This is a genomic window from Streptomyces sp. 2A115, assembly GCF_052245575.1.
GTDB lineage: Bacteria > Actinomycetota > Actinomycetes > Streptomycetales > Streptomycetaceae > Streptomyces.
On the sequence record NZ_JBQQCG010000099.1, the window covers coordinates 1 to 18,533 of the forward strand.

The 18,533-nt window shown below is 70.4% G+C and carries 20 protein-coding genes; 11 read left to right on the forward strand and 9 right to left on the reverse strand.

Translation table 11 applies throughout. The features are described from left to right. Positions 1-51: 51 nt before the first annotated feature. On the reverse strand, positions 52-651 hold the full coding sequence (locus ACTWQR_RS47840; protein WP_443233617.1) for a TetR/AcrR family transcriptional regulator: 600 nt from the start codon (positions 649-651) through the stop codon (positions 52-54). A gap of 129 nt (positions 652-780) precedes the next feature. Between ACTWQR_RS47840 and ACTWQR_RS47845 the strand changes: the two genes are divergently transcribed. Next, positions 781-1,152 carry an aromatic-ring hydroxylase C-terminal domain-containing protein gene (locus ACTWQR_RS47845; RefSeq protein WP_443233618.1) on the forward strand — a complete coding sequence of 124 codons (372 nt, stop codon included), beginning with the start codon at positions 781-783 and terminating at the stop codon, positions 1,150-1,152. Positions 1,153-1,315: 163 nt separating this feature from the next. On the opposite strand, the gene ACTWQR_RS47850 is transcribed toward ACTWQR_RS47845, so the two are convergent. Continuing rightward, positions 1,316-1,825, reverse strand: a complete 510-nt coding sequence (locus ACTWQR_RS47850) for a MarR family winged helix-turn-helix transcriptional regulator (RefSeq protein ID WP_443233619.1) — start codon at positions 1,823-1,825, stop codon at positions 1,316-1,318. Between the two features lie 174 nt (positions 1,826-1,999). Here ACTWQR_RS47850 and ACTWQR_RS47855 point away from each other — a divergent pair, with 174 nt between their 5' ends. After that, positions 2,000-2,935: an EamA family transporter gene (locus ACTWQR_RS47855; protein WP_443233620.1), complete on the forward strand. Its 936-nt coding sequence runs from the start codon at positions 2,000-2,002 to the stop codon at positions 2,933-2,935. 223 nt (positions 2,936-3,158) lie between these two features. On the opposite strand, the gene pepN is transcribed toward ACTWQR_RS47855, so the two are convergent. Then, positions 3,159-5,753: an aminopeptidase N gene (gene pepN, locus ACTWQR_RS47860; protein WP_443233621.1), complete on the reverse strand. Its 2,595-nt coding sequence runs from the start codon at positions 5,751-5,753 to the stop codon at positions 3,159-3,161. A 113-nt stretch (positions 5,754-5,866) separates the two neighbouring features. Between pepN and ACTWQR_RS47865 the strand changes: the two genes are divergently transcribed. After that, on the forward strand, positions 5,867-6,364 hold the full coding sequence (locus ACTWQR_RS47865) for a DUF1203 domain-containing protein (protein WP_443233622.1): 498 nt from the start codon (positions 5,867-5,869) through the stop codon (positions 6,362-6,364). A 270-nt stretch (positions 6,365-6,634) separates the two neighbouring features. On the opposite strand, the gene ACTWQR_RS47870 is transcribed toward ACTWQR_RS47865, so the two are convergent. Then, on the reverse strand, positions 6,635-7,663 hold the full coding sequence (locus tag ACTWQR_RS47870; RefSeq protein WP_443233623.1) for an aspartate-semialdehyde dehydrogenase: 1,029 nt from the start codon (positions 7,661-7,663) through the stop codon (positions 6,635-6,637). A 457-nt stretch (positions 7,664-8,120) separates the two neighbouring features. On the opposite strand from ACTWQR_RS47870, the gene ACTWQR_RS47875 reads away from it, so the two are divergent. Both ACTWQR_RS47875 and ACTWQR_RS47880 read left to right on the forward strand, forming a co-directional pair. Next, a complete protein-coding gene (locus tag ACTWQR_RS47875) occupies positions 8,121-8,681 on the forward strand; it encodes an RNA polymerase sigma factor (protein ID WP_443233624.1) in 561 nt (186 codons plus the stop codon). Position 8,682: 1 nt separating this feature from the next. Beyond that, positions 8,683-9,501 carry a hypothetical protein gene (locus ACTWQR_RS47880; protein ID WP_443233625.1) on the forward strand — a complete coding sequence of 273 codons (819 nt, stop codon included), beginning with the start codon at positions 8,683-8,685 and terminating at the stop codon, positions 9,499-9,501. Between the two features lie 107 nt (positions 9,502-9,608). Here ACTWQR_RS47880 and ACTWQR_RS47885 read toward each other — a convergent pair whose 3' ends face one another. The 3 genes from ACTWQR_RS47885 to ACTWQR_RS47895 all read right to left on the reverse strand — a co-directional run bounded on the left by ACTWQR_RS47885 (position 9,609) and on the right by ACTWQR_RS47895 (position 11,639). After that, positions 9,609-9,872: a hypothetical protein gene (locus ACTWQR_RS47885; RefSeq protein ID WP_443233626.1), complete on the reverse strand. Its 264-nt coding sequence runs from the start codon at positions 9,870-9,872 to the stop codon at positions 9,609-9,611. A gap of 156 nt (positions 9,873-10,028) precedes the next feature. Beyond that, the gene (locus tag ACTWQR_RS47890; protein WP_443233627.1) at positions 10,029-10,397 is read right to left on the reverse strand and encodes a hypothetical protein; all 369 of its coding nucleotides are present in this window, start codon (positions 10,395-10,397) and stop codon (positions 10,029-10,031) included. Positions 10,398-10,658: 261 nt separating this feature from the next. After that, complete coding sequence (locus ACTWQR_RS47895) at positions 10,659-11,639, reverse strand: LuxR C-terminal-related transcriptional regulator (protein ID WP_443233628.1); 981 nt, start codon at positions 11,637-11,639, stop codon at positions 10,659-10,661. A gap of 295 nt (positions 11,640-11,934) precedes the next feature. Between ACTWQR_RS47895 and ACTWQR_RS47900 the strand changes: the two genes are divergently transcribed. Both ACTWQR_RS47900 and ACTWQR_RS47905 read left to right on the forward strand, forming a co-directional pair. Then, on the forward strand, positions 11,935-12,660 hold the full coding sequence (locus ACTWQR_RS47900; RefSeq protein ID WP_443233629.1) for a hypothetical protein: 726 nt from the start codon (positions 11,935-11,937) through the stop codon (positions 12,658-12,660). Then, a complete protein-coding gene (locus tag ACTWQR_RS47905) occupies positions 12,648-13,169 on the forward strand; it encodes a hypothetical protein (protein ID WP_443233630.1) in 522 nt (173 codons plus the stop codon). The genes ACTWQR_RS47900 and ACTWQR_RS47905 overlap by 13 nt, the downstream gene beginning before the upstream one ends. A gap of 215 nt (positions 13,170-13,384) precedes the next feature. On the opposite strand, the gene ACTWQR_RS47910 is transcribed toward ACTWQR_RS47905, so the two are convergent. Next, complete coding sequence (locus ACTWQR_RS47910) at positions 13,385-13,651, reverse strand: hypothetical protein (RefSeq protein WP_443233653.1); 267 nt, start codon at positions 13,649-13,651, stop codon at positions 13,385-13,387. Continuing rightward, complete coding sequence (locus ACTWQR_RS47915; RefSeq protein ID WP_443233631.1) at positions 13,641-14,177, reverse strand: CGNR zinc finger domain-containing protein; 537 nt, start codon at positions 14,175-14,177, stop codon at positions 13,641-13,643. Before ACTWQR_RS47915 ends, ACTWQR_RS47910 begins: the two co-directional genes overlap by 11 nt. 149 nt (positions 14,178-14,326) lie before the next feature. Here ACTWQR_RS47915 and ACTWQR_RS47920 point away from each other — a divergent pair, with 149 nt between their 5' ends. From ACTWQR_RS47920 to ACTWQR_RS47935, 4 genes are all read left to right on the forward strand, one after another. After that, positions 14,327-14,785, forward strand: a complete 459-nt coding sequence (locus ACTWQR_RS47920) for a VOC family protein (RefSeq protein ID WP_443233632.1) — start codon at positions 14,327-14,329, stop codon at positions 14,783-14,785. A gap of 118 nt (positions 14,786-14,903) precedes the next feature. Next, positions 14,904-15,782, forward strand: a complete 879-nt coding sequence (locus tag ACTWQR_RS47925) for a pyridoxamine 5'-phosphate oxidase family protein (RefSeq protein WP_443233633.1) — start codon at positions 14,904-14,906, stop codon at positions 15,780-15,782. Between the two features lie 22 nt (positions 15,783-15,804). Then, positions 15,805-16,269 (forward strand): NUDIX hydrolase, encoded by a 465-nt coding sequence (locus ACTWQR_RS47930; RefSeq protein WP_443233634.1) that lies wholly within the window; start codon positions 15,805-15,807, stop codon positions 16,267-16,269. Positions 16,270-16,536: 267 nt separating this feature from the next. Next, positions 16,537-18,297, forward strand: coding sequence for a TIGR03767 family metallophosphoesterase (locus ACTWQR_RS47935; protein WP_443233635.1), 1,761 nt, complete (start codon positions 16,537-16,539; stop codon positions 18,295-18,297). Positions 18,298-18,533 lie beyond the last annotated feature (236 nt).

Genomic DNA, 18,533 nt, shown 5'->3' on the forward strand with positions numbered 1-18,533 from the left:
CATACGTACACGGCCGTGTACGTATGCGAGGACGGCTCCCTCGCTGTGTTCTCAGCGGGATTGGCCGGGGTGCGGGGCGGTCACGTAGCGCTGGATGGTCGGTGCCAGCCAGGCCACGATCTCGTCGCGGTGCAGGTCGACGGCGGGCGGAAAGCGCAGGACGTACCGGGTCAGGGCGATCCCCAGCATCTGTGAGGCGACGAGCGCGGCGCGCGCCGGGGCCTGCTCGGGGTCGGGGCACACGCGCATGGCGACCGGCATCAACTGCTCCCTGAAGATGCCCTGCATACGCTCGGCCCCGGCCGCGTTGGCGACGCCGACCCGAAGCAACGCGGTCAGCACTTCGTTCCTCTCCCACAGATCCACGAAGTGCTCGACGAAGATCCGGCCGACCTCCGCCTTCGGCACTTCTTCCGGGAGGGGCAGCCGCAGATCGACGTCGACTGCCGCCGCGAACAGTCCCTCCTTGTTGCCGTAGTAGCGCATCACCATCGAGGGGTCGATGTTCGCGTCCCGGGCGATGGCGCGGATGGTCGCTCGCTCGTATCCGTCGGCGGCGAAGCGTTCGCGCGCGGCGGCGAGGATGGTCGCGCGTGTGGTGTCGGAGCGGCGGGGGGTCTGCGCGGGGGAATTGGTGCTGGTGTCAGTCATGCCAACAACCGTAGGCCAACAGCTGTTGACGGTCCAGGGGTGTCACCCTATGGTGGCAAACGCGCGTTGGCCTACGGCTGTTGACTAATAGTCGTAGGCCAACAGTCACTGAAGCGGCCCTGGTCCCTCGTGGCCCGCGCCCTGCTCACCGTGTTCCTGGACCGTGCCCGCCCGGTACCCACGCGGGTGCTCGGCCAGATCACCGGGACCGGCTACGCCTACCCGGCCCCCCGCGGCGCCCACCCGCTCGTCGGTAAGCGCGTCCCGGACGTGGCGCTGCGGCACGGGCGCATGTACGAGGCCCTGCGGGGCGGCAGGTTCGTACTCGTCACGCCCGCCGACGTCGACGCCGGAGACCGCAAGGACCGCGTCGTGGTGACGCGTTGGGCAAGTGATCGGCGTACGGCGCTGTTGGTGCGCCCCGACGGATACGTGGCCTGGGCGGCGGACTGGGCGGACGCGGGGGAGATCGACGCGGCGCTGGCCGAAGCGGTGGGCTAAGCGGCCTTGGCCTTGGTTGGGTTCGGTGCGGTACGGCGCTCCGTAAGGGGCGCGGGGCTGTGACGTATGCGGCTCCGCCGCGGGGCGCGACCAGCCCTCACCGGTCCGCGCACGCGGCGGAGCCGCATATCCGCACAGCATCACCGTTCTTCCAGCGGAGCGCTTAGTCGCCGGTGGGTCCGCCGAGCAACTGACGCAACAGGTCGGCCAGTTGCCCGGCCTGTTCCTCGTCGAGTGCCGACAGTGCCTCCGTCTGAACGGCGAGCCCGGCTTCCACCGCCTCGTCGGTCATCGCCAACCCCTTGTCCGTGAGCGTCACTTGGAGGGCTCGGCGGTCGTGGGGGTCGGGGGATCTGCGGAGCAGGTCGGCCCGTTCCATCTTGTCGAGCCGCCCGGTCATACCCCCGGTGGTCAGCATCAGGGTCGCCGAGAGCTGGCGGGGTGAGAGGGCGTACGGAGGGCCGGACCGCCGGAGCGTCGCCAGTACGTCGAACTCGCCGCGCGAGATCCCGAAGCGCGCGTACGCCTTTTCCATCCGGTCGCCCATGGTCCGCGACAGCCGGTAGACGCGGCCGAAGACCTCCATCGCGGCGGTGTCCAGATCGGGCCGGACAGCGGCCCACTGGTCGATGATCGCGTCGACGTGGTCCCTGGGGGGTTTCGGCGTGCTCATGGGGTGAGTATCCGTGGGCCGGTCGGTCGGCTGCAAGAAAGTGGCTTGGCGGAAAGTTGCTTGGCAGAAAGTTGCTTTGCAGAAAGTAGATTGATAGAAAGTAGCTTAGTGCTAAGCTATTTTTCGCCAAGCCACCTCTCGTCGAGCTGCCCTTCCTCGCCCCTGGAGCCGGTCATGAGCCGCCCTGCCGCCATCGCCCTCACCGCCCTGGCCCCCATCTCCTGGGGCACCACGTACGCCGTCACGACGGAGTTCCTCCCGGCCGACCGCCCCTTGTTCACCGGCCTGTTGCGAGCCCTGCCCGCCGGACTCGTAATACTCGCCCTCGCCCGCACGCTGCCCCGCGGCATCTGGTGGTGGAAGGCGGCGGCCCTGGGCGCGCTGAACATCGGGGCCTTCTTCCCGCTCCTCTTCCTCTCCGCCTACCGGCTGCCCGGCGGCATGGCGGCGGTTGTCGGTTCCGTCGGACCGCTCTTCGTCGCGGGCCTCGCGGCGGCGTTTCTCACCGAGCGCCCGACTCTCCGTACGCTGCTCACCGGCATCGCGGCGGCCCTCGGCGTCAGCCTCGTCGTACTGAAGGCGGCCGGTGCGCTGGACGCCGTCGGCATCCTCGCGGCTCTCGCCTCGACCGCGTCGATGTCCACCGGCACGGTGCTCACGAAGAGGTGGGGGCGCCCCGAGGGCGTGGGCCCGCTGGCCCTGACGGGCTGGCAGTTGACCGCCGGCGGGCTGCTGATCGCTCCGGTCGCGCTGTTCGTGGAGGGTGCGCCGCCCGCGCTCGACAGTCGGGCGGTCGGCGGTTACCTCTACCTCGCTCTGGCCAACACGGCGGTCGCGTACTGGCTCTGGTTCCGGGGCATCGGCCGCCTGAGCGCCACGCAGGTCACCTTCCTCGGCCCGCTGTCGCCGCTGACGGCGGCCGTCATCGGCTGGGCGGCGCTCGGCCAGGCGCTGGGACCCGTGCAACTGGCGGGCATGGCGCTGGCCTTCGGGGCGACGGTGTTCGGCCAGCTCGGCGCCCCCACGCGGGCCACTCAATCCTTCAGTTCAGCTGAAAGGAACGGTCGAAAGGATTCGATGGCCGTGACCATTCCGGCCCTGCGACGGTAGCTCCACACCGAGCTCGCTTCGGTCTCGGCATCGTCCTCGCCGCGCTCGCACATGAAACTCGCACATGAAAGGGGGGCGCCCGGCACGACACCGGGCGCCCCCATCCGCGTACGACCTACGCCACGCTCTACTACCGCACTACCGCACTACCGCACTACCGCACTACCGCACTACCGCACTACGGCCTACCGCACTACCGCACTACGGCCTACCGCACCACGGCCTACTGCGCCGCAGCCGCGTCCGCCGCCTGTGCCTTCAGCGCACGTTCGACGCCCGACCGCGACTCCGAGATCAGCCGTCGCAGGGCCGCGCTGGGCTCGGCGGAGGCCAGCCACTCGTCCGTCTTCGTGAGCGTGTCCTGGGAGACCTGGACCGACGGGTAGAGCCCGATCACGATCTGCTGGGCCATCTCGTGCGAGCGCGAGTCCCAGACGTCCTTGACCGCCGCGAAGTACCTGTCCGTGTAGGGAGCGAGCAGCTCGCGCTGGTCTGTCTGGACGAATCCGCCGATCACCGCCTCCTGCACGGCGTTCGGGAGCTTGTCGGACTCGACGACCGACGCCCACGCCTCGGCCTTCGCCTCCTCGGTCGGGCGGGCAGCCCGGGCGGTCGCCGCGTGACGCTCACCGGCGGCCGTCTTGTCGCGCTCGTACTCGCCCGCGATCTCCACCTCGTTGTAGCGGCCGACCGCCGCGAGCCGCTGGACGAAGGACCAGCGCAGCTCGGTGTCGACGGCCAGGCCCTCGATGGACTCCCTGCCTTCGAGCAGGCCCTCCAGAAGGTCCAGCTGCTCCGGCGTACGGGCCGTCGCCGCGAAGGCGCGCGCCCAGGCCAGCTGGTGGTCGCTCGCCGGCTCGGCCGCGTGCAGGTGGGCCAGCGTCGCGTCCGTCCAGCGGGTGAGCAGCGCCTCGCGCGCGGTCGGGTCCGCGTACAGCTCGATCGCCAGCTTCACCTGGCGCTGCAGCGACTGCACGAGGCCGATGTCCGACTCCTTGCCGATGCCGGAGAGGACGAGGGAGAGATAGTCGCGGGTCGCGAGCTCGGCGTCGCGCGTCATGTCCCAGGCCGAGGCCCAGCACAGGGCGCGGGGGAGGGACGACTCGAAGTCGCCCAGGTGTTCCGTGACGAAGGCCAGCGACTGCTCGTCGAGGCGGACCTTCGCGTACGAGAGGTCGTCGTCGTTGAGGAGCACGACGGCCGGGCGGTGCTTGCCCACCAGCTGCGGTACGGGGGTCAGTTCGCCGTCGACGTCCAGCTCGATGCGGCCGCCCTCGTCGTCGCGCAGCAGCTTGCCGTCGGCGCCTTCCGAACTGTCCAGCTCGTAGAGGCCGATCGCGATGCGGTGCGGACGGAGAGTGGGCTCGCCCTTCGCGCCGACGGGCAGGGCCGGGGCCTCCTGGCGGATCGCGAACGACGTGATGATGCCGTTCGCGTCCGTCTCGATCTCCGGGCGCAGGATGTTGATGCCCGCCGTCTGGAGCCACTTCTGCGACCAGATGCCCAGGTCGCGTCCGCTGGTCTCCTCCAGCGCGCCGAGGAGGTCGGAGAGCTGGGTGTTCCCGTACGCGTGCGCCTTGAAGTACGCCTGCACACCGCGGAAGAACTCGTCCATGCCGACATACGCGACGAGCTGCTTCAGAACGCTCGCGCCCTTGGCGTACGTGATCCCGTCGAAGTTGACGAGCACGTCGTCGAGGTCGCGGATCTCGGCCATGATCGGGTGCGTGGAGGGCAGTTGGTCCTGCCGGTACGCCCACGTCTTCATGGAGTTGGCGAAGGTCGTCCACGAGTGCGGCCAGCGGGACTCGGGTGCGTATGCCTGGCAGGCGATGGACGTGTAGGTGGCGAACGACTCGTTCAGCCACAGGTCGTTCCACCACTCCATGGTCACGAGGTCGCCGAACCACATGTGGGCCAGCTCGTGCAGGATGGTCTCGGCCCGTGTCTCGTACGCCGCGTCCGTCACCTTGGACCGGAAGACGTACTGGTCGCGAATGGTGACCGCGCCCGCGTTCTCCATCGCGCCCGCGTTGAACTCCGGCACGAAGAGCTGGTCGTACTTCTTGAACGGGTACGCGTAGTCGAACTTCTCCTGGAACCACTCGAAGCCCTGCCGCGTGACCTCGAAGATCGCGTCCGAGTCGAGGAACTCGGCCAGGGAGGGCCGGCAGTAGATGCCGAGCGGGACCGACTGCCCGTCCTTCTCGTACACGCTGTGGACGGAGTGGTACGGGCCCACGATGAGCGCCGTGATGTACGTCGAGATCCTCGGCGTCGGCTCGAAGACCCAGGTGTCGTCCTTGGGCTCGGGCGTCGGCGAGTTGGAGATGACGGTCCAGCCGGTGGGCGCCTTCACCGTGAACTGGAAGGTGGCCTTCAGGTCCGGCTGCTCGAAGCTCGCGAAGACACGGCGGGCGTCCGGAACCTCGAACTGTGTGTAGAGGTAGGCCTGTTGGTCGACCTGGTCGACGAACCGGTGCAGTCCCTCACCGGTGTTGGTGTAGGCGCAGTCGGCCACGACACGCAGGACGTTGCGCCCCTGCAGAATCCCCGGGAGCGCGATTCGCGAGTCCTTGAAGACCTCGTCCACGGCCAGCGGATCCCCGTTGAGGATCACCTCGTGGACGGTCGGTGCCACCAGGTCGATGAAGGACTCGGCGTCGTTCTCGGCCGAGTCGAAGCGCACCGTGGTCACGGACCGGTAGGTGCCGCCCTCCTGCGCGCCGGAGAGGTCGAGATCGATCTCGTACGAGTCAACGGTGAGCAGCTTCGCCCGCTGCTGTGCCTCTTCGCGGGTCAGGTTTGTGCCAGGCACGCGGTCATCTCCTCGTTATGTGTCGGTTCCGCCATCCTTCCACGGGAGCCGCGCGCAATGCGATGTCCGTTTCCCGCCGGTGGGACGTGGTCGGGGGCGCGAGCCTTGAGTGCATGACGACGTACACCGCACGCCCCATTTCACCGGGCGCTCTGAAGGAACTCCGTGCGAGCGATGACGCGGGGCGGCCGTGTGTTCCGTTCGTGGACGGGGAGGGTGGGAGTCCGCTGCGTTGCTGTCTGCGGTCTGCCCGGCGGGGCGAGCGGATTGCGCTCGTTTCGTACGCTCCGTTGCGGCGGTGGGCTGCCGGGGCGGGGGTCGACCCTGGGGCGTATGACGAGCAGGGGCCCGTCTTCGTTCACGCCGAGGAGTGTGGGGGGCCTGCGGCGCTGGAGGGCTACCCGTTCAGCCGGGTCGGTGCGCTGCGGGCCGTCCGCCGCTACAACGCCGACGGCGAGATCGTCGGCGGCCGTCTCCTGGAGATCCCGGAGGGGTCCGAGGAGGGGTTCGACGCGGCCTTCGCGGAGGCCTTCGCCGATCCGGAGGTGGTGCTGGTGCATGTGCGGGCGGTTGAGTACGGGTGTTTTCACTTCGAGGTGCGGCGGGTGTAGGGGGTTTCGCCCCCGCCGCACCTACCCGTCCCATCCGTCTGGGGCCGGCCCCCGACCCCGTCTGGGGCCGGCCCCCGACCCCGTCTGGGGCCGGCCCCAGAACCCCCGCTCCGCAAACGCCGGAGGGGCTGAATTTCGCTGAACCAACCAGCCCAGTCCAGGCACGACCAGCCCGTCCGGCGTTTGGGGACGAGGCCGTTCCGGCCAATAAGCGGGGGTCTGGGGGGCGGCAGCCCTCAGTTTCGGGAAGGGGCGGGGTTGCGGAAGATGTCAGCCCTTCAGCTCCGCCGCCACCAGCTCAGCGATCTGGATCGCGTTCAGCGCGGCGCCCTTGCGGAGGTTGTCGCTGGAGACGAAGAGGGCGAGGCCGTTGTCGACCGTCTCGTCGGCGCGGATGCGGCCGACGAAGGACGCGTCCTGGCCGGCGGCCTGGAGCGGGGTCGGGATGTCGGAGAGGGTGACTCCCGGGGCTCCGGCCAGCAGCTCCGTCGCGCGCTCCACGCTCAGCGGACGCGCGAAACGGGCGTTGACCTGGAGCGAGTGGCCCGAGAAGACCGGGACGCGGACGCAGGTGCCGGAGACCTTGAGGGCCGGGATCTCCAGGATCTTGCGGGACTCGTTGCGGAGCTTCTGCTCCTCGTCGGTCTCGTGCAGGCCGTCGTCGACGATGGAGCCGGCGAGGGGCAGCACGTTGAAGGCGATGGGGCGCTCGTAGACCTGCGGCTCGGGGAAGTCGACCGCCGAACCGTCGTGGGTCAGCTTGTCCGCCTCGGCGATCACCTTCTGCGCCTGGCCGTGCAGCTCGGCGACACCGGCGAGACCGGAACCGGACACGGCCTGGTAGGTGGCGACGACCAGCGCCTCGAGGCCCGCCTCCTCGTGGAGCGGCCTCAGCACCGGCATCGCGGCCATGGTGGTGCAGTTCGGGTTGGCGATGATCCCCTTGGGCCGGTCCGCGACGGCGTGCGGGTTGACCTCCGAGACGACCAGCGGAACCTCGGGGTCCTTGCGCCAGGCCGAGGAGTTGTCGATCACGACCGCACCCTGGGAGGCGACCTTCTCGGCGAGGGCCTTGGACGTGGCGCCGCCCGCCGAGAACAGGACGATGTCGAGGCCGGAGTAGTCCGCGGTGGAGGCGTCCTCCACGGTCACCGCCGTGCCCTTGTAGTCGATCGTCGAACCGGCCGAACGGGCCGAGGCGAACAGACGCAGCGTCTCCACCGGGAAGTCCCGCTCCGCGAGGATCCTGCGCATGACCGTGCCGACCTGACCGGTGGCTCCGACGATTCCTACCTTCACGGCGACTCCCTCTGCCTCTTCATTACTGGCCTTGATCACCGGCCTTCATCACTGGCCGAGCGTTTCCATCATGCGTCTCACCCCGGCCCGCGTGTCCAATCCTTTGCCCGGGAAGCGGGACGGACCGGGGCCCGGGACCGAGGCACCCACGTGCCTCGACGATCCCGCGCCTACCCGGCCTGATCTGCAGATATCCGCCCGGCAACCGCCGCGGACCGGAATCTGTGCAGATCCGGCGCACCCGTTGCGGGCATTCGTCCGGTTCCCGGGCGACCAGGAGGCCGAGCCGGCCGTCCGGCGCGTACGCGAGCGTGATCCCGGGTTCGGGGCCGATGTGACGTACGACTCCATGGCTGGTGGCTCCACGAGGCTGTGTTTTCTCGTTTCCTCGTTTTCTCGGACCGGGCCGAACGTTTCGCGCGAGGCCGGCGTCATAGAGGAAACGCGGGAGGGGAGGGTGGCTGTGCTGCGCAGAAAAGCCCGCCGCGCCCAGGGGGTCGGCGTTCCGGGCCACGAGCCGGTCGACGATCCGCTGGACGCGGCCCAGGAGCGCCGGGTGCGTGCGGTGCTCGCGCTCGGCGGGGTGCCGCAGGCGGACCTGCCGGACGGGGTACAGCAGGTCCGGCTGCGGCTCCTGGAGCGGGCGGCGAGCGGGGCGGAGGCACCGCGTGACGTGTCCGCGTGGGCCGCGGTCGTCGCCTCGAACCTGGCGATGGACTGGCACCGGGCCAGGAAGCGCCAGGAGCGGATCGGTGAGCGCCTGGCCTCGCTGCGTCCGTCGGAGCCCACCGCGGGGGACTCGGGTGAGGACACGAAGGTGCTCTCGCTCGCCGTGGCCCAGGGCCTGGACGAGCTGCCCGACGCCCAGCGCCAGATCCTCGTCCTGCGTTTCTACGCCGATCTGCCGGTCCGCGGGATCGCCGAGGAGCTCGGCATCCCGGAGGGCACGGTCAAGAGCAGGCTGCACACGGCGGTCCGCGCGCTGCGCGCCCGCCTGCACGAGGACGAGGTGGTGTGACGTGGCCGACTACGAAGGCAGTTCAGCCGCCGACGCGCTGCTGGCCGCGATCACGGACGAGCCGCTGCCCGAAGGGGCCCACGACAACGCGGAGTTCATGGCGGAGCACCGGTCGGCTGTCGCGGACGTGGCTCTGCTGCGAGAACAGCTGCGGGCCATGGGGGACACGCTGGCCACGGCGAGCGAACGATCCGAGCGGTCGGTGCAGCAGGAGCATCGGGAGCAGTCGGAGGGGCCCGAGCGGTCGGCGGAACCCGTACCGCTCAGGCCACCCACGCCCTTCAGGCCGCCGAAGCCGCACTGGTCCCTGCGCTTCGCGGGCGTGGCCCTCGGCGCCATGGTCGCCGCCGTCGGCACGGCGATGCTCGGCGGGCTGGTGTGGCTCGGTGCGAACGGCGGCAGCGGCGACACCGGGGCGTCGAGTGACAGCAACGCGTCGGCCGCGGACGAGGGTAGCGGCAAGTTGGCGGCCTCCCCCGAGATGCACATCGCCTGCTCGAAGGTCCTCGTCGAGGGGACCGTGCGGAGCATCACGCCCACGGGTGACGGGAACGTACGGGTCGCACTGGACGTGAAGCGCTACTACCGGCCCGAGCGGTCCGCGACGGACCACCCGACGATCACCGTCACGCTGCTCGACAGCGCGCGCGAGGACCTGAAGGTGGGTACCTACACGCTGATCCGGGTGCCGGTGTACCCGGAGGACCGGCAGGACTGGGAGACCGGCTGGGGTGTCGGCGACGCCCGCGAGGGCATCGTGGACGCGCTGCCCGGGGCGCGGGGGCTGAAGTGCGCGGGCCCGCCGCAGGGCCGCGGCTGACGGAACGAAAGGGGCGGGCGCCCGGTCAACCGGGCGCCCGCCCCTTCCCCGTACGTCATCCGAGCCAGTACGTCATCCGAGCCGTACGGCCGCGCCTGTGGGGCGACCTACTCCCAGTCGTCCCACACCCAGCTGCCGGTGGTGTCGATGGGCTTCTCCGGGTCGACGGGCTTCTCCGGCTTGGCCGGCTTGGGCGGCTTGGGATCGTCGAACTCCACCGGTTCAACCGGGTCGGAAGCGATCCGTACGGACGAGGTGCCGTCCGAGGGTGCGGCGTGGGCGGTGCCGAGGACCAGCGGCAGTGCCAGCGTCGCGATGGCCGCCGCGGTGCCGATGGCGGTCCTGACGGCTCGCCCGGTGATGTGTCTCATCCTGTGCCTCTGCATCCTTCGCCCCTGGTGTTCCCTGATGCCGGTGTTCCCTGATGCCGGCGTTCCTGGTCGTCAAACGCGCTCTGATGACGATCATGCGGGTTGTACATGTCCCTGTCAGCAGGTCGCCGGTGGCCTCTGGCGGACATGGCACTCTCATGCCAGCCGCGGCCGGATGCCCCCCTGGACGCTCAGATACCCGTCGGCGCTCAGGTAGCGGTCGGCCCGGCAGTCGCGGAGCACCCAACCCGGCAGCAGACCGGGCAGGCTCAGCCACCGGTCCCAGCCGTACCGGGCCCGGAGCAACGCCTCATCCGGGCTCGCGGCCTCGACGAACGTCATGCCCACCAGACGTACGCCCCACCGGGCCAGCGTGACGTGGGCGATCCCCGGCTGCGGGGCGATCCGGGTGTACTGGGCGATCGCGTCGAGCCGCCGGTCACTGGGCATGACGGCCGGTGGACCGGGATCCTCGGGGGAGACGGGGCCGGGCGGAGGCTGGAGGACGACCTTGACTGCATACACCCGCCCGACCCTAGGCAAGGGACTGGTCCGGTCCTTCGCCCGACGCGTGTCATCCCCCGGTCATGGCAGGGAGCTGCCACCCGCCCGCCGCCCGCGTCCTGCCGCACGCATACCGGCGGACCGGGCCTCAGCCCACTGCCGGCCGACCCGGCCCGGTCACCTGCCCGGCGGCGCGCACCCCTGCTCGTACTGCTGTCGCCACCCGCCGACCGCACGCGTACGCCGACGTTGACCGACCGGCCATCTGTCCGCCCCACCTGGTCACAACCACCCCCGCCGTACGGCCTCCGCCCCCGCCTGGAACCGGCTCTGGACGCCGAGACGTTTCTGCAGATCCGCCGTGTTGCGACGGACCGTCCGCAGTGAGACGCCCATCTTGCGGGCGATCCCCTCGTCGGTCATGCCCGCTGCCAGCATCTTGAGCAGGGCCGCCTCACGGTCGCTGCGCGCGTCCTCGGGAACGCCCTGCGGTGCCGTGCCGAGGGGTACCGCGCTCTCCCAGACCACGTCGAAGAGCTCCTCCAGCGCCCGCACCATGCTGGGATAGCGGATCAGCAGAGCCCCCTGTCTGCTGTCGTCGGCGTCGATGGGGAGCACGGCCGCCGTGTGGTCGCAGAGGATCATGCGCATGGGCAGCGTGGGGGCGGTGCGCGTCTCGCCGCCGACGGAGGCGAGCCACGTGGCGTAGTCGACGGTCGCGGAGTCGTTGCGGACGCTGTCCAGGTACACGGTCCGCATCCGGACCCCGCGCGCGAGGTTCTGCTCGTCGAGCGGCCGCCCCGCTTCCAGCGCCGCCGCGCTGAGCGCCCCGCCGGGCACGAAGGTGCACACCTCGACACCGGCCTGGTGCGCCAGCTCCATCAGCCGGACCCGCACCGCGTCGAGGCCTTCGAGCCGCTCAACCCCGCTGTCGCCGCGGTGCGCGGCGAGTGACGCGTGCTCGGAGACGAGGGTGGCCAGCGCCGCGCGTTCCCGGGACAGGCGTGCCCGCTGCTCGTCGAGTTCGGCCTCTTTCCGCAACAGCAGTGGAGAGAGGGCGACTTCGGGGCTGACGGGCACGAACTGGTGGTCGGTGGCCTCGTGCAGGAGGGACAGCTGGGTGAGCCGGTCGAGCGCCGCGCGGACCTCGGCGGTGACGAGACCGGTCTCCCGGGCGATGTCCTCCAGGGTCCATGACGGGTTCAGCAGCAGGGCCCGGTAGACGTCGTGGGTCGGTCTGTCGATGCCGATGGTCTCCAGCATGAATTCCCCCTGCGTGGTCGGTGACTGGTCAGGTCAGAACAGGTCAGGTCAGGTGGGCAGACGGTACCCGATCGTCCACTTCGGCCCCGCGGTGTATCCGGGTCCCTCGGGCGCGAAGCGCGCGGCCCGGTGGGGTGGCCTGCTGGCAGCACCCGGTCATGGCCGCCGGGTGCCAGGCGACAGGGCTGCTCGGGGGCCCCGCACCGGCCTAATGTCGGAGACGCCGGGAAGCGAACAGTAGGTTCCGCTTCCACCCGGTCACTTCGACTTCCCATCTCTGAAAGGGAGTTCACGCATGTCCATGCACTCGCCCAGTTCTGCCTGGCGCACCGCCGCCCGCACCGCCACCCGGGCCGCCGTGACGGTCGTCGCGGTCACCGCGCTGGCCGCGACCGCGTCGGCCACGGCTCACGCGGACGAGACGGACCCGGTCACCGACGAGATCGTCCTCGGCACGGAGCCGCCGGCGGAACCGGAGGAGGCGGTCGTCGACGTACCCGCCCCGGAGGTCACGCAGGACCCGGGCAGCGGTCTGGAGGACGAACTGGAGATTCCCAGACCCGCCAAGCCGCCGACGGACGGCGTCAACCGCGAGGTCTGCGACCGGGCCAACATCTACACGCCGCAGACGAAGGGCGGTAAGTACCACAAGGGCGTCGGCCCGACGCTGTCCAACACCAACAACACCTCGCGCACCGCCAAATCGACGTTCACCTCCGAGGTGTCCAGCACGGTCGGCGTCAGTGTCACGGCGGGTCTCACCGTCAGCGTCGACAGGTTGATCGCCAAGATCGAGGCGAAGTACGAGGTCAATCTGTCGGCCTCGCTCACCGCCAAGCTCGGCAACTCCATCAGCGTGGACACGCCGTCGAGGACGACGACCAACGCCAAGTACGGGGTCTACCGGCTGAAGAACACCGGCGTCAGCTACACCATCTACGACAACTGCCAGACGTCGGCCAAGAAGACCATCACCAGCTACTCGCCCATGAAGGTCGGCTGGTACCTGTGGGAGGACTGAGCGGCGGTCGTCCCGGTCGGGCCGCCGTGCTCGCGGCGGTCTGCCTGGCGGTGGCGCTGAGCAGCGGCTGCACGAAGGACGACGCCGGTCGCGAGGGCACAGCCACCGCTGCCACGGCTGCCGCCGGGTCGCCCTCGGCGAAGCCGCCGGCGAAGCCCGCGAAGGCTACTGGGCGGGCCGAGCACATCGACGGCGAGACCGTGACCGAGGCGCCCCAGGTCGTCGACGGTGAGGTGATCGCGTCGGTGAAGGACGCCCGCGGGAACCAGACCGTACCGCTGGAGGGCGGAGCACGGCCCGGGCCGCTGTCCATCGCCGTGAACTGCCAGGGCGAGGGGACGCTGACGGTCGAACTGAAACCGGTGGGCCTGAGCTTCCCCCTGGAGTGCGTCGCCGGCGAGGTCAGCAGTACGTACAACCAGATCGCCCTGAAGAAGGCCCGCGAGGACGCCGTACTCCAGGTGACCGCGGGATCGGGGGTGCGCTGGGCGCTGTCCGTCGGGCAGTGAGGGGCACGCGGGGGAGAGACGGGGCAAGGGGCGGGTGCTACGGGGGTGGACCCGCCCCTTGCCCGGCAGGACAGGACGAGGAGCGGGTGCCACGGGGGTGTATCCGCTCCTCGTCCGCAGCCGTGGCAGTCCGGTTCTTAACCGGACCCGCCCGGCCCCCCCCTCAGTGGACGGCGTGGTCGTGGTCACGATGTTGCGTCAACCGGTGACCTACCTCAGCCGGTCACCAGGTCGATCGGGGCCTTCATCGGACCGGCCGCGCTGCCGCGGGCGTTGACCAGCCGGAGATCGCCGAAGAACTGCCGTCCGGTGCATCTGGTGCCCTCGGTGCCCGCGCCGCCCGGCGTCGGGTCGTCCAGCTTGATTTCCTCCTTGAGGTCGATCTCCTGGACGGAGGACAGCTTCTCCGCCGCCGAGATGGCCTTGCCGGCTCGGGAGGTGGGGGCGGTGGCCCGGACATTTCCGGAGGACTCAGCCCTCACGCGTGCGCGCGTAGTGGCGGGACGCCTTCGCCCGGTTGCCGCAGGCCGCCATCGAGCACCAGCGGCGCGTGCCGTTCCGTGAGGTGTCGAAGAAGTGCAGGACGCACGACTCGTGGGCGCAGTGGCGGATGCGATCGGGGGCCGTGCTCAGCAACTCCAGGTAGTTGCGGGCCGCGAGCCAGGCCGGCCCCCAGGACGCGTCACTGAACTCGGCGTCCTCGCCCGGGCCTTGGGCGGTCAGCGTCGCCCGGATCCGCCCGTGGGTCAGCACGGCGTCGACGCGTTCCGCGCCATCCTCCAGGGACCCGTCCACGACGGCCAGCAGCGCGTCCCTCGCCGTCAGCGCGTGGCGCAGTGCCGCCTCGTCGGCTGCGAAGTCCAGCTTGTTGGCGGCCAGCCAGACCGCGAGCCCGTCGGTGTCCGCGAGCAGGTCCTGGGCCACCCCGTCTCGCATCCACCGCGTGTTGAGCAGGTCCAGCGAGAGCGGCTCCCCGGTGAGCGGCCGTGGATCCCTGGCGACGGACATGTGACGGTTCCCTTCCTTGCTAACCAGTCAAGAGTACGTGACCGGTTGCGCTCTTCGATTCTAACCTTTAATCTAATCCACAGGGGTTAGCCCAAGGAGGTTGGCCCACAGGGGTTGGCCCATGTGGGCCCGATACAAAGGGGAGTGCCATGCTGACGGCAGCCACCGCACCGCGCACCGGTCACATCGGCCTCAACGTCACGGAGCTCGACCGCTCGCTCGCCTTCTACCGGGACGTCCTTGGTCTCACCGTGATCGGCGAAGGCAAGGAGGAGGGCCGGAGGTACGCCTTCCTCGGCGAGGACGGCCGCCCCACCCTCACGCTGTGGCAGCAGGCGGACCACGGGTACGCGGCCACCGGCGCCGGACTGCATCACCTGGCCCTGGAGGTCGACACGGTCGAACAGGTCAGGGCGTACGAGACGGCGCTGCGCGGCTACGGCGTGGAGTTCGCCTACGAGGGCATCGTCGCCCACGGTGAGGGCGCCGCGTCCGGCGGCATCTTCTTCCACGACCCCGACGGCACGCGCCTGGAGATCTACACGACCAGCGGCGCCGAGGAGGCGCCGGCCCCGTCCGCCGCCGCTCCGACCTGCGGCTTCTTCTAGCTCTGGACCCTCTGGACCCTCTGGACCCTCTGGCTGCTCCGACTGCTCCGACTGCTCCGACTGCTCCGACTCGCGGATTCTCCAAGGCCGGACCCGCGGATTCTTCAAGGAGGACACCATGCCCTACCACTCCGGCGCGCGGGCCGTGCAGGACCGGGTCGGCGTGCGCGAACTCGCCGATCACGTCGGGCGGTCCATCGGGAACGGGCTGCGGCCGGTCGCCGCCGCCTTCCTGGAGCTCCAGCCGATGCTCGTCCTCGGTGCCGCCGATCCGGAGAGCGGCCGGGTGTGGGCCTCACTGGTCACCGGTGAGCCCGGGTTCGTACGGGCCACGGGCCCCCGGCAGATCTCGGTCGCGGGCGAGCCGAGCGCCGGCGACCCGCTCGCCGCGGCGCTCACGGTCGCGGGAACCCCGGTCGGCACCATCGCGCTCGACCCGCGCACCCGCCGCCGGATGCGCCTCAACGGCCGGTCCAGGCCCACACCCCGCGGCCTGGCGATCGAGGCCGACCAGGTCTTCTCCAACTGCCCCAAGTACCTGCAGAGGAGAGAGTCGTACGAGACGGTCGGACGCAGCCCGGGCGAACCGCTGCGCGGCAGTGAACTCGGCGCCGCGCAAGAGGAGTTCGTCAGCGCCGCCGACACCTTCTTCCTCGCCACCGTGCACGGCGACGGCGCAGACGCCAGCCATCGCGGCGGCAACCCCGGCTTCGTGCGCGTCGACGGGCCGTCCGAGCTGAGCTGGCGCGACTATCCCGGCAACTCCATGTTCCTCACCCTCGGCAACCTCACCGCCGACCCGCGTGCCGGACTGCTCTTCCTCGACTGGGAGACGGGGGCCGCCCTCCAGCTCTCCGGCACGGCCCGCACGGAGTTCGGTCCCGACGGCACCCGCACCGTCCGCTTCACCGTCGAGGCAGTCGTGGACACGCCCGGGGCGAGCCCGTTGAGCTGGTCGCCCCCCGAGTACTCACCGGTGAACCCGCCCCTGTCATGACGACTTGCCGTAACGTCTGCGCATGCACAAGGAGTTGAGGGTGGCGGCCTACGCCGTATGCGTGCGGGACGGGCGGATGCTCCTCGCGCGCTGGGTGGCGAGGGACGGCAGCAAACGCTGGACGCTGCCCGGCGGCGGCATGGACCACGGCGAGGACCCGTACGACACCGTCGTCCGGGAGGCCGAGGAGGAGACCGGGTACGCGGTCGAGCCGGTCGCGCTGCTCGGCATCGACTCCATGCGACGCGGCTATCCACGCCGCCTCGGCAGCGCCGCCGACTTCCACGGCCTGCGGATCGTCTACGAGGTCCGCGTCACCGGCGGCGAACTCCGGCACGAGACAGACGGCTCCACCGACATGGCGGCCTGGCACCCGCTCGACGAGGTGTCCGCTCTGGACCGGGTGGGGCTCGTCGACGTCGGGCTCACGCTGTGGCGGGAGAGGCCGGCGGCGGGACATACGGCGGGAGTCCCCGAGATCACCTAGGTGACCTCGGTCACCCGAAGGTCACCCGAAAATAGGTTCCGTACCCAGCGAAGTGAACATGGAGTGACCGCCTCCCCTCGGTTCGAAGAGGGCTGGGTGGACGCGGAGGGTAGTCCAAGATCCACGTACGGTGATCGGTGCTGCCCGTTGCTGTCGAGTTAACTCCCAGGTCATTCCCGATGCCAACGATCCAGTATGAGCGGGGAGTTCGCAGCCCGAACGCCCCGCGACCACTGCTGACGCGTTCGCACTCGGGGAGACCGCGCCATGTCGCGCATACGCTCTGTCGCCACCGCCACTGTTCGTGACCGCCGCGCCTTCCTGGCCGCCACCGGGGCGGTGTCCCTCTCCGCGGGCATCGGCTTCGCGCTGCGGCCCGGTACCAGCGAGGCCGCCACCGACTCCGCCACCGCTCAGGGACAGCCGATCGCCGTCTCCCGCAGAGCCCCGGCGGCGCCCCTGGCCCCGTACACCCGCGGCACGACCCTCTCGACCGTCTCCGCCCCGCGCTCGGGCTCCGGATTCCGGCGGCTCGGCGACGGACCCGCCTGGCCGCGTGTCGTCCGCGGTGAGCTGGCCGCGGCCAAGGCCGGGCGCGAGGGGCGGCGCACCACGCTCGCCTCCTTCGTCCAGTTCACCGACCTGCACGTGGTCGACGTACAGCACCCGCTGCGGTACGAGTACCTGCGCGCCCAGACCGCCAGTGCCTGGCGCCCGCAGGAGTCCCTGTCGGTGGCCGGCGCGGTCTCGCTCGTCGAGCGGGTCAACGCGCTGCGCGGAGCCCCCGTAACCGGCTCTCCGCTGCACTTCGTGATGACGACCGGCGACAACACGGACAACAACGCGAAGACGGAGCTGGACTGGTTCCTGAAGGTGATGAGCGGCGGCCGCGTCACCCCCAACTCGGGTGACCCCAGCCGCTACGAGGGCGTCCAGAACAGCGACCTCAAGCTGTACTGGCAGCCCGACGCGGCCCTGCGCGACGCCGACAAGCAGCTCGGCTTCCCGCGCATCGACGGCTTCCTCGCCGCCGCCATCCGCGAGGTGCGCAGCCCCGGCCTCAACCTTCCCTGGTACTCCACGGTCGGCAACCACGACTCCCTGCCCGGCGGCTGCTACGCGCCCGGCGACTCCTTCCTCACCGACCTCTCGGTCGGCGGCAAGAAGCTGATGACGCTGGACGAGACGATGACCGCCGCCCTCTGGAAGAACATGAGGAAGGGCGGCGATCCCAAGGGCTCGGCCTTCAGGGAGATGCTCAAGTCCCAGGCGCGGCGGATGCGTTCGGTCACTCCGGACGAGGGTCGGGCGCCCTTCACACCCGCCGAGTACCTCCAGGCACACCTCGACCCGGCGCACGCCGGCGCGGGTCCCGTCGGGCACGGCTACTCGCAGGCCAACCTCGCCGCGAAGACCCAGTACTACACCTTCCGTATCGCGGACGACCTGCTGGGCGTCAGCATCGACACCACCGATCCGGGCGGCCACTACGAGGGCTCGCTCGGCACCGCCCAGCTGAAGTGGCTGGAGCGCACGCTGCGGACGGCCGAGAAGAACAAGGAACACGTCATCGTCTTCAGCCACCACACCAGCAAGTCGATGCGCAACCTCCGCGAGGACCCGAACCACCCGGGCGAGCGGCGGCACGGCGGCGACGAGGTGCTCGCCCTGCTCGGCCGCCACCGCTCGACCCTGGCCTGGGTGAACGGCCACAGCCACAAGAACAACATCACCCCGCACTCCGCGCCCGACGGCCGCTCCTTCTGGGAGATCTCCACGGCCTCGCACATCGACTTCCCGCAGCTCGCCCGGGTCATCGAGGTCGTCGACAACCACGACGGCACGGTCTCCCTGTTCACCACGCTCATCGAGTCCGCCGCCCCGCACCGCACGGACTTCGCCGACCTCTCCCAGACGGGCCTGGCCGCCCTCTACCGCGAACTGTCCTTCAACGCCCCGGGCCGACGGGACACGCTGACGGGAGAGCCGGGGGACAAGAACACGGAACTGGTCCTGAAGAAGGGCTGACGAAGCCTGTTCCGAGCCCGCCAGATCCGAGCCGGTCAGGTCCGCGCCCGCCAGGGGTGCGGACCGCAGGGGCGCGGGGAACTGCGCGCTCAGCCACGAACGACCGGCAGCTCACGCACCGGCCTCAGCCCCTCCAGGGGCGCGGGGAACTGCGCGCCCAGCCCCCACCGAACCCGCGGTCACCCACCGAACCCGCGGTCACCCACCGAACCCGCGGTCACCCACCGAACCCGCGG

What these genes read in the sequence shown, in the direction of transcription:
- ACTWQR_RS47840 (WP_443233617.1), bottom strand. Translation starts at nt 651, where the DNA reads ATGACTGACACCAGCACCAATTCCCCCGCGCAGACCCCCCGCCGCTCC.
- ACTWQR_RS47850 (WP_443233619.1), bottom strand. Translation starts at nt 1,825, where the DNA reads ATGAGCACGCCGAAACCCCCCAGGGACCACGTCGACGCGATCATCGAC.
- ACTWQR_RS47855 (WP_443233620.1), top strand. Translation starts at nt 2,000, where the DNA reads ATGAGCCGCCCTGCCGCCATCGCCCTCACCGCCCTGGCCCCCATCTCC.
- ACTWQR_RS47865 (WP_443233622.1), top strand. Translation starts at nt 5,867, where the DNA reads ATGACGACGTACACCGCACGCCCCATTTCACCGGGCGCTCTGAAGGAA.
- ACTWQR_RS47885 (WP_443233626.1), bottom strand. Translation starts at nt 9,872, where the DNA reads ATGAGACACATCACCGGGCGAGCCGTCAGGACCGCCATCGGCACCGCG.
- ACTWQR_RS47895 (WP_443233628.1), bottom strand. Translation starts at nt 11,639, where the DNA reads ATGCTGGAGACCATCGGCATCGACAGACCGACCCACGACGTCTACCGG.
- ACTWQR_RS47900 (WP_443233629.1), top strand. Translation starts at nt 11,935, where the DNA reads ATGTCCATGCACTCGCCCAGTTCTGCCTGGCGCACCGCCGCCCGCACC.
- ACTWQR_RS47915 (WP_443233631.1), bottom strand. Translation starts at nt 14,177, where the DNA reads ATGTCCGTCGCCAGGGATCCACGGCCGCTCACCGGGGAGCCGCTCTCG.
- ACTWQR_RS47920 (WP_443233632.1), top strand. Translation starts at nt 14,327, where the DNA reads ATGCTGACGGCAGCCACCGCACCGCGCACCGGTCACATCGGCCTCAAC.
- ACTWQR_RS47925 (WP_443233633.1), top strand. Translation starts at nt 14,904, where the DNA reads ATGCCCTACCACTCCGGCGCGCGGGCCGTGCAGGACCGGGTCGGCGTG.
- ACTWQR_RS47930 (WP_443233634.1), top strand. Translation starts at nt 15,805, where the DNA reads ATGCACAAGGAGTTGAGGGTGGCGGCCTACGCCGTATGCGTGCGGGAC.
- ACTWQR_RS47935 (WP_443233635.1), top strand. Translation starts at nt 16,537, where the DNA reads ATGTCGCGCATACGCTCTGTCGCCACCGCCACTGTTCGTGACCGCCGC.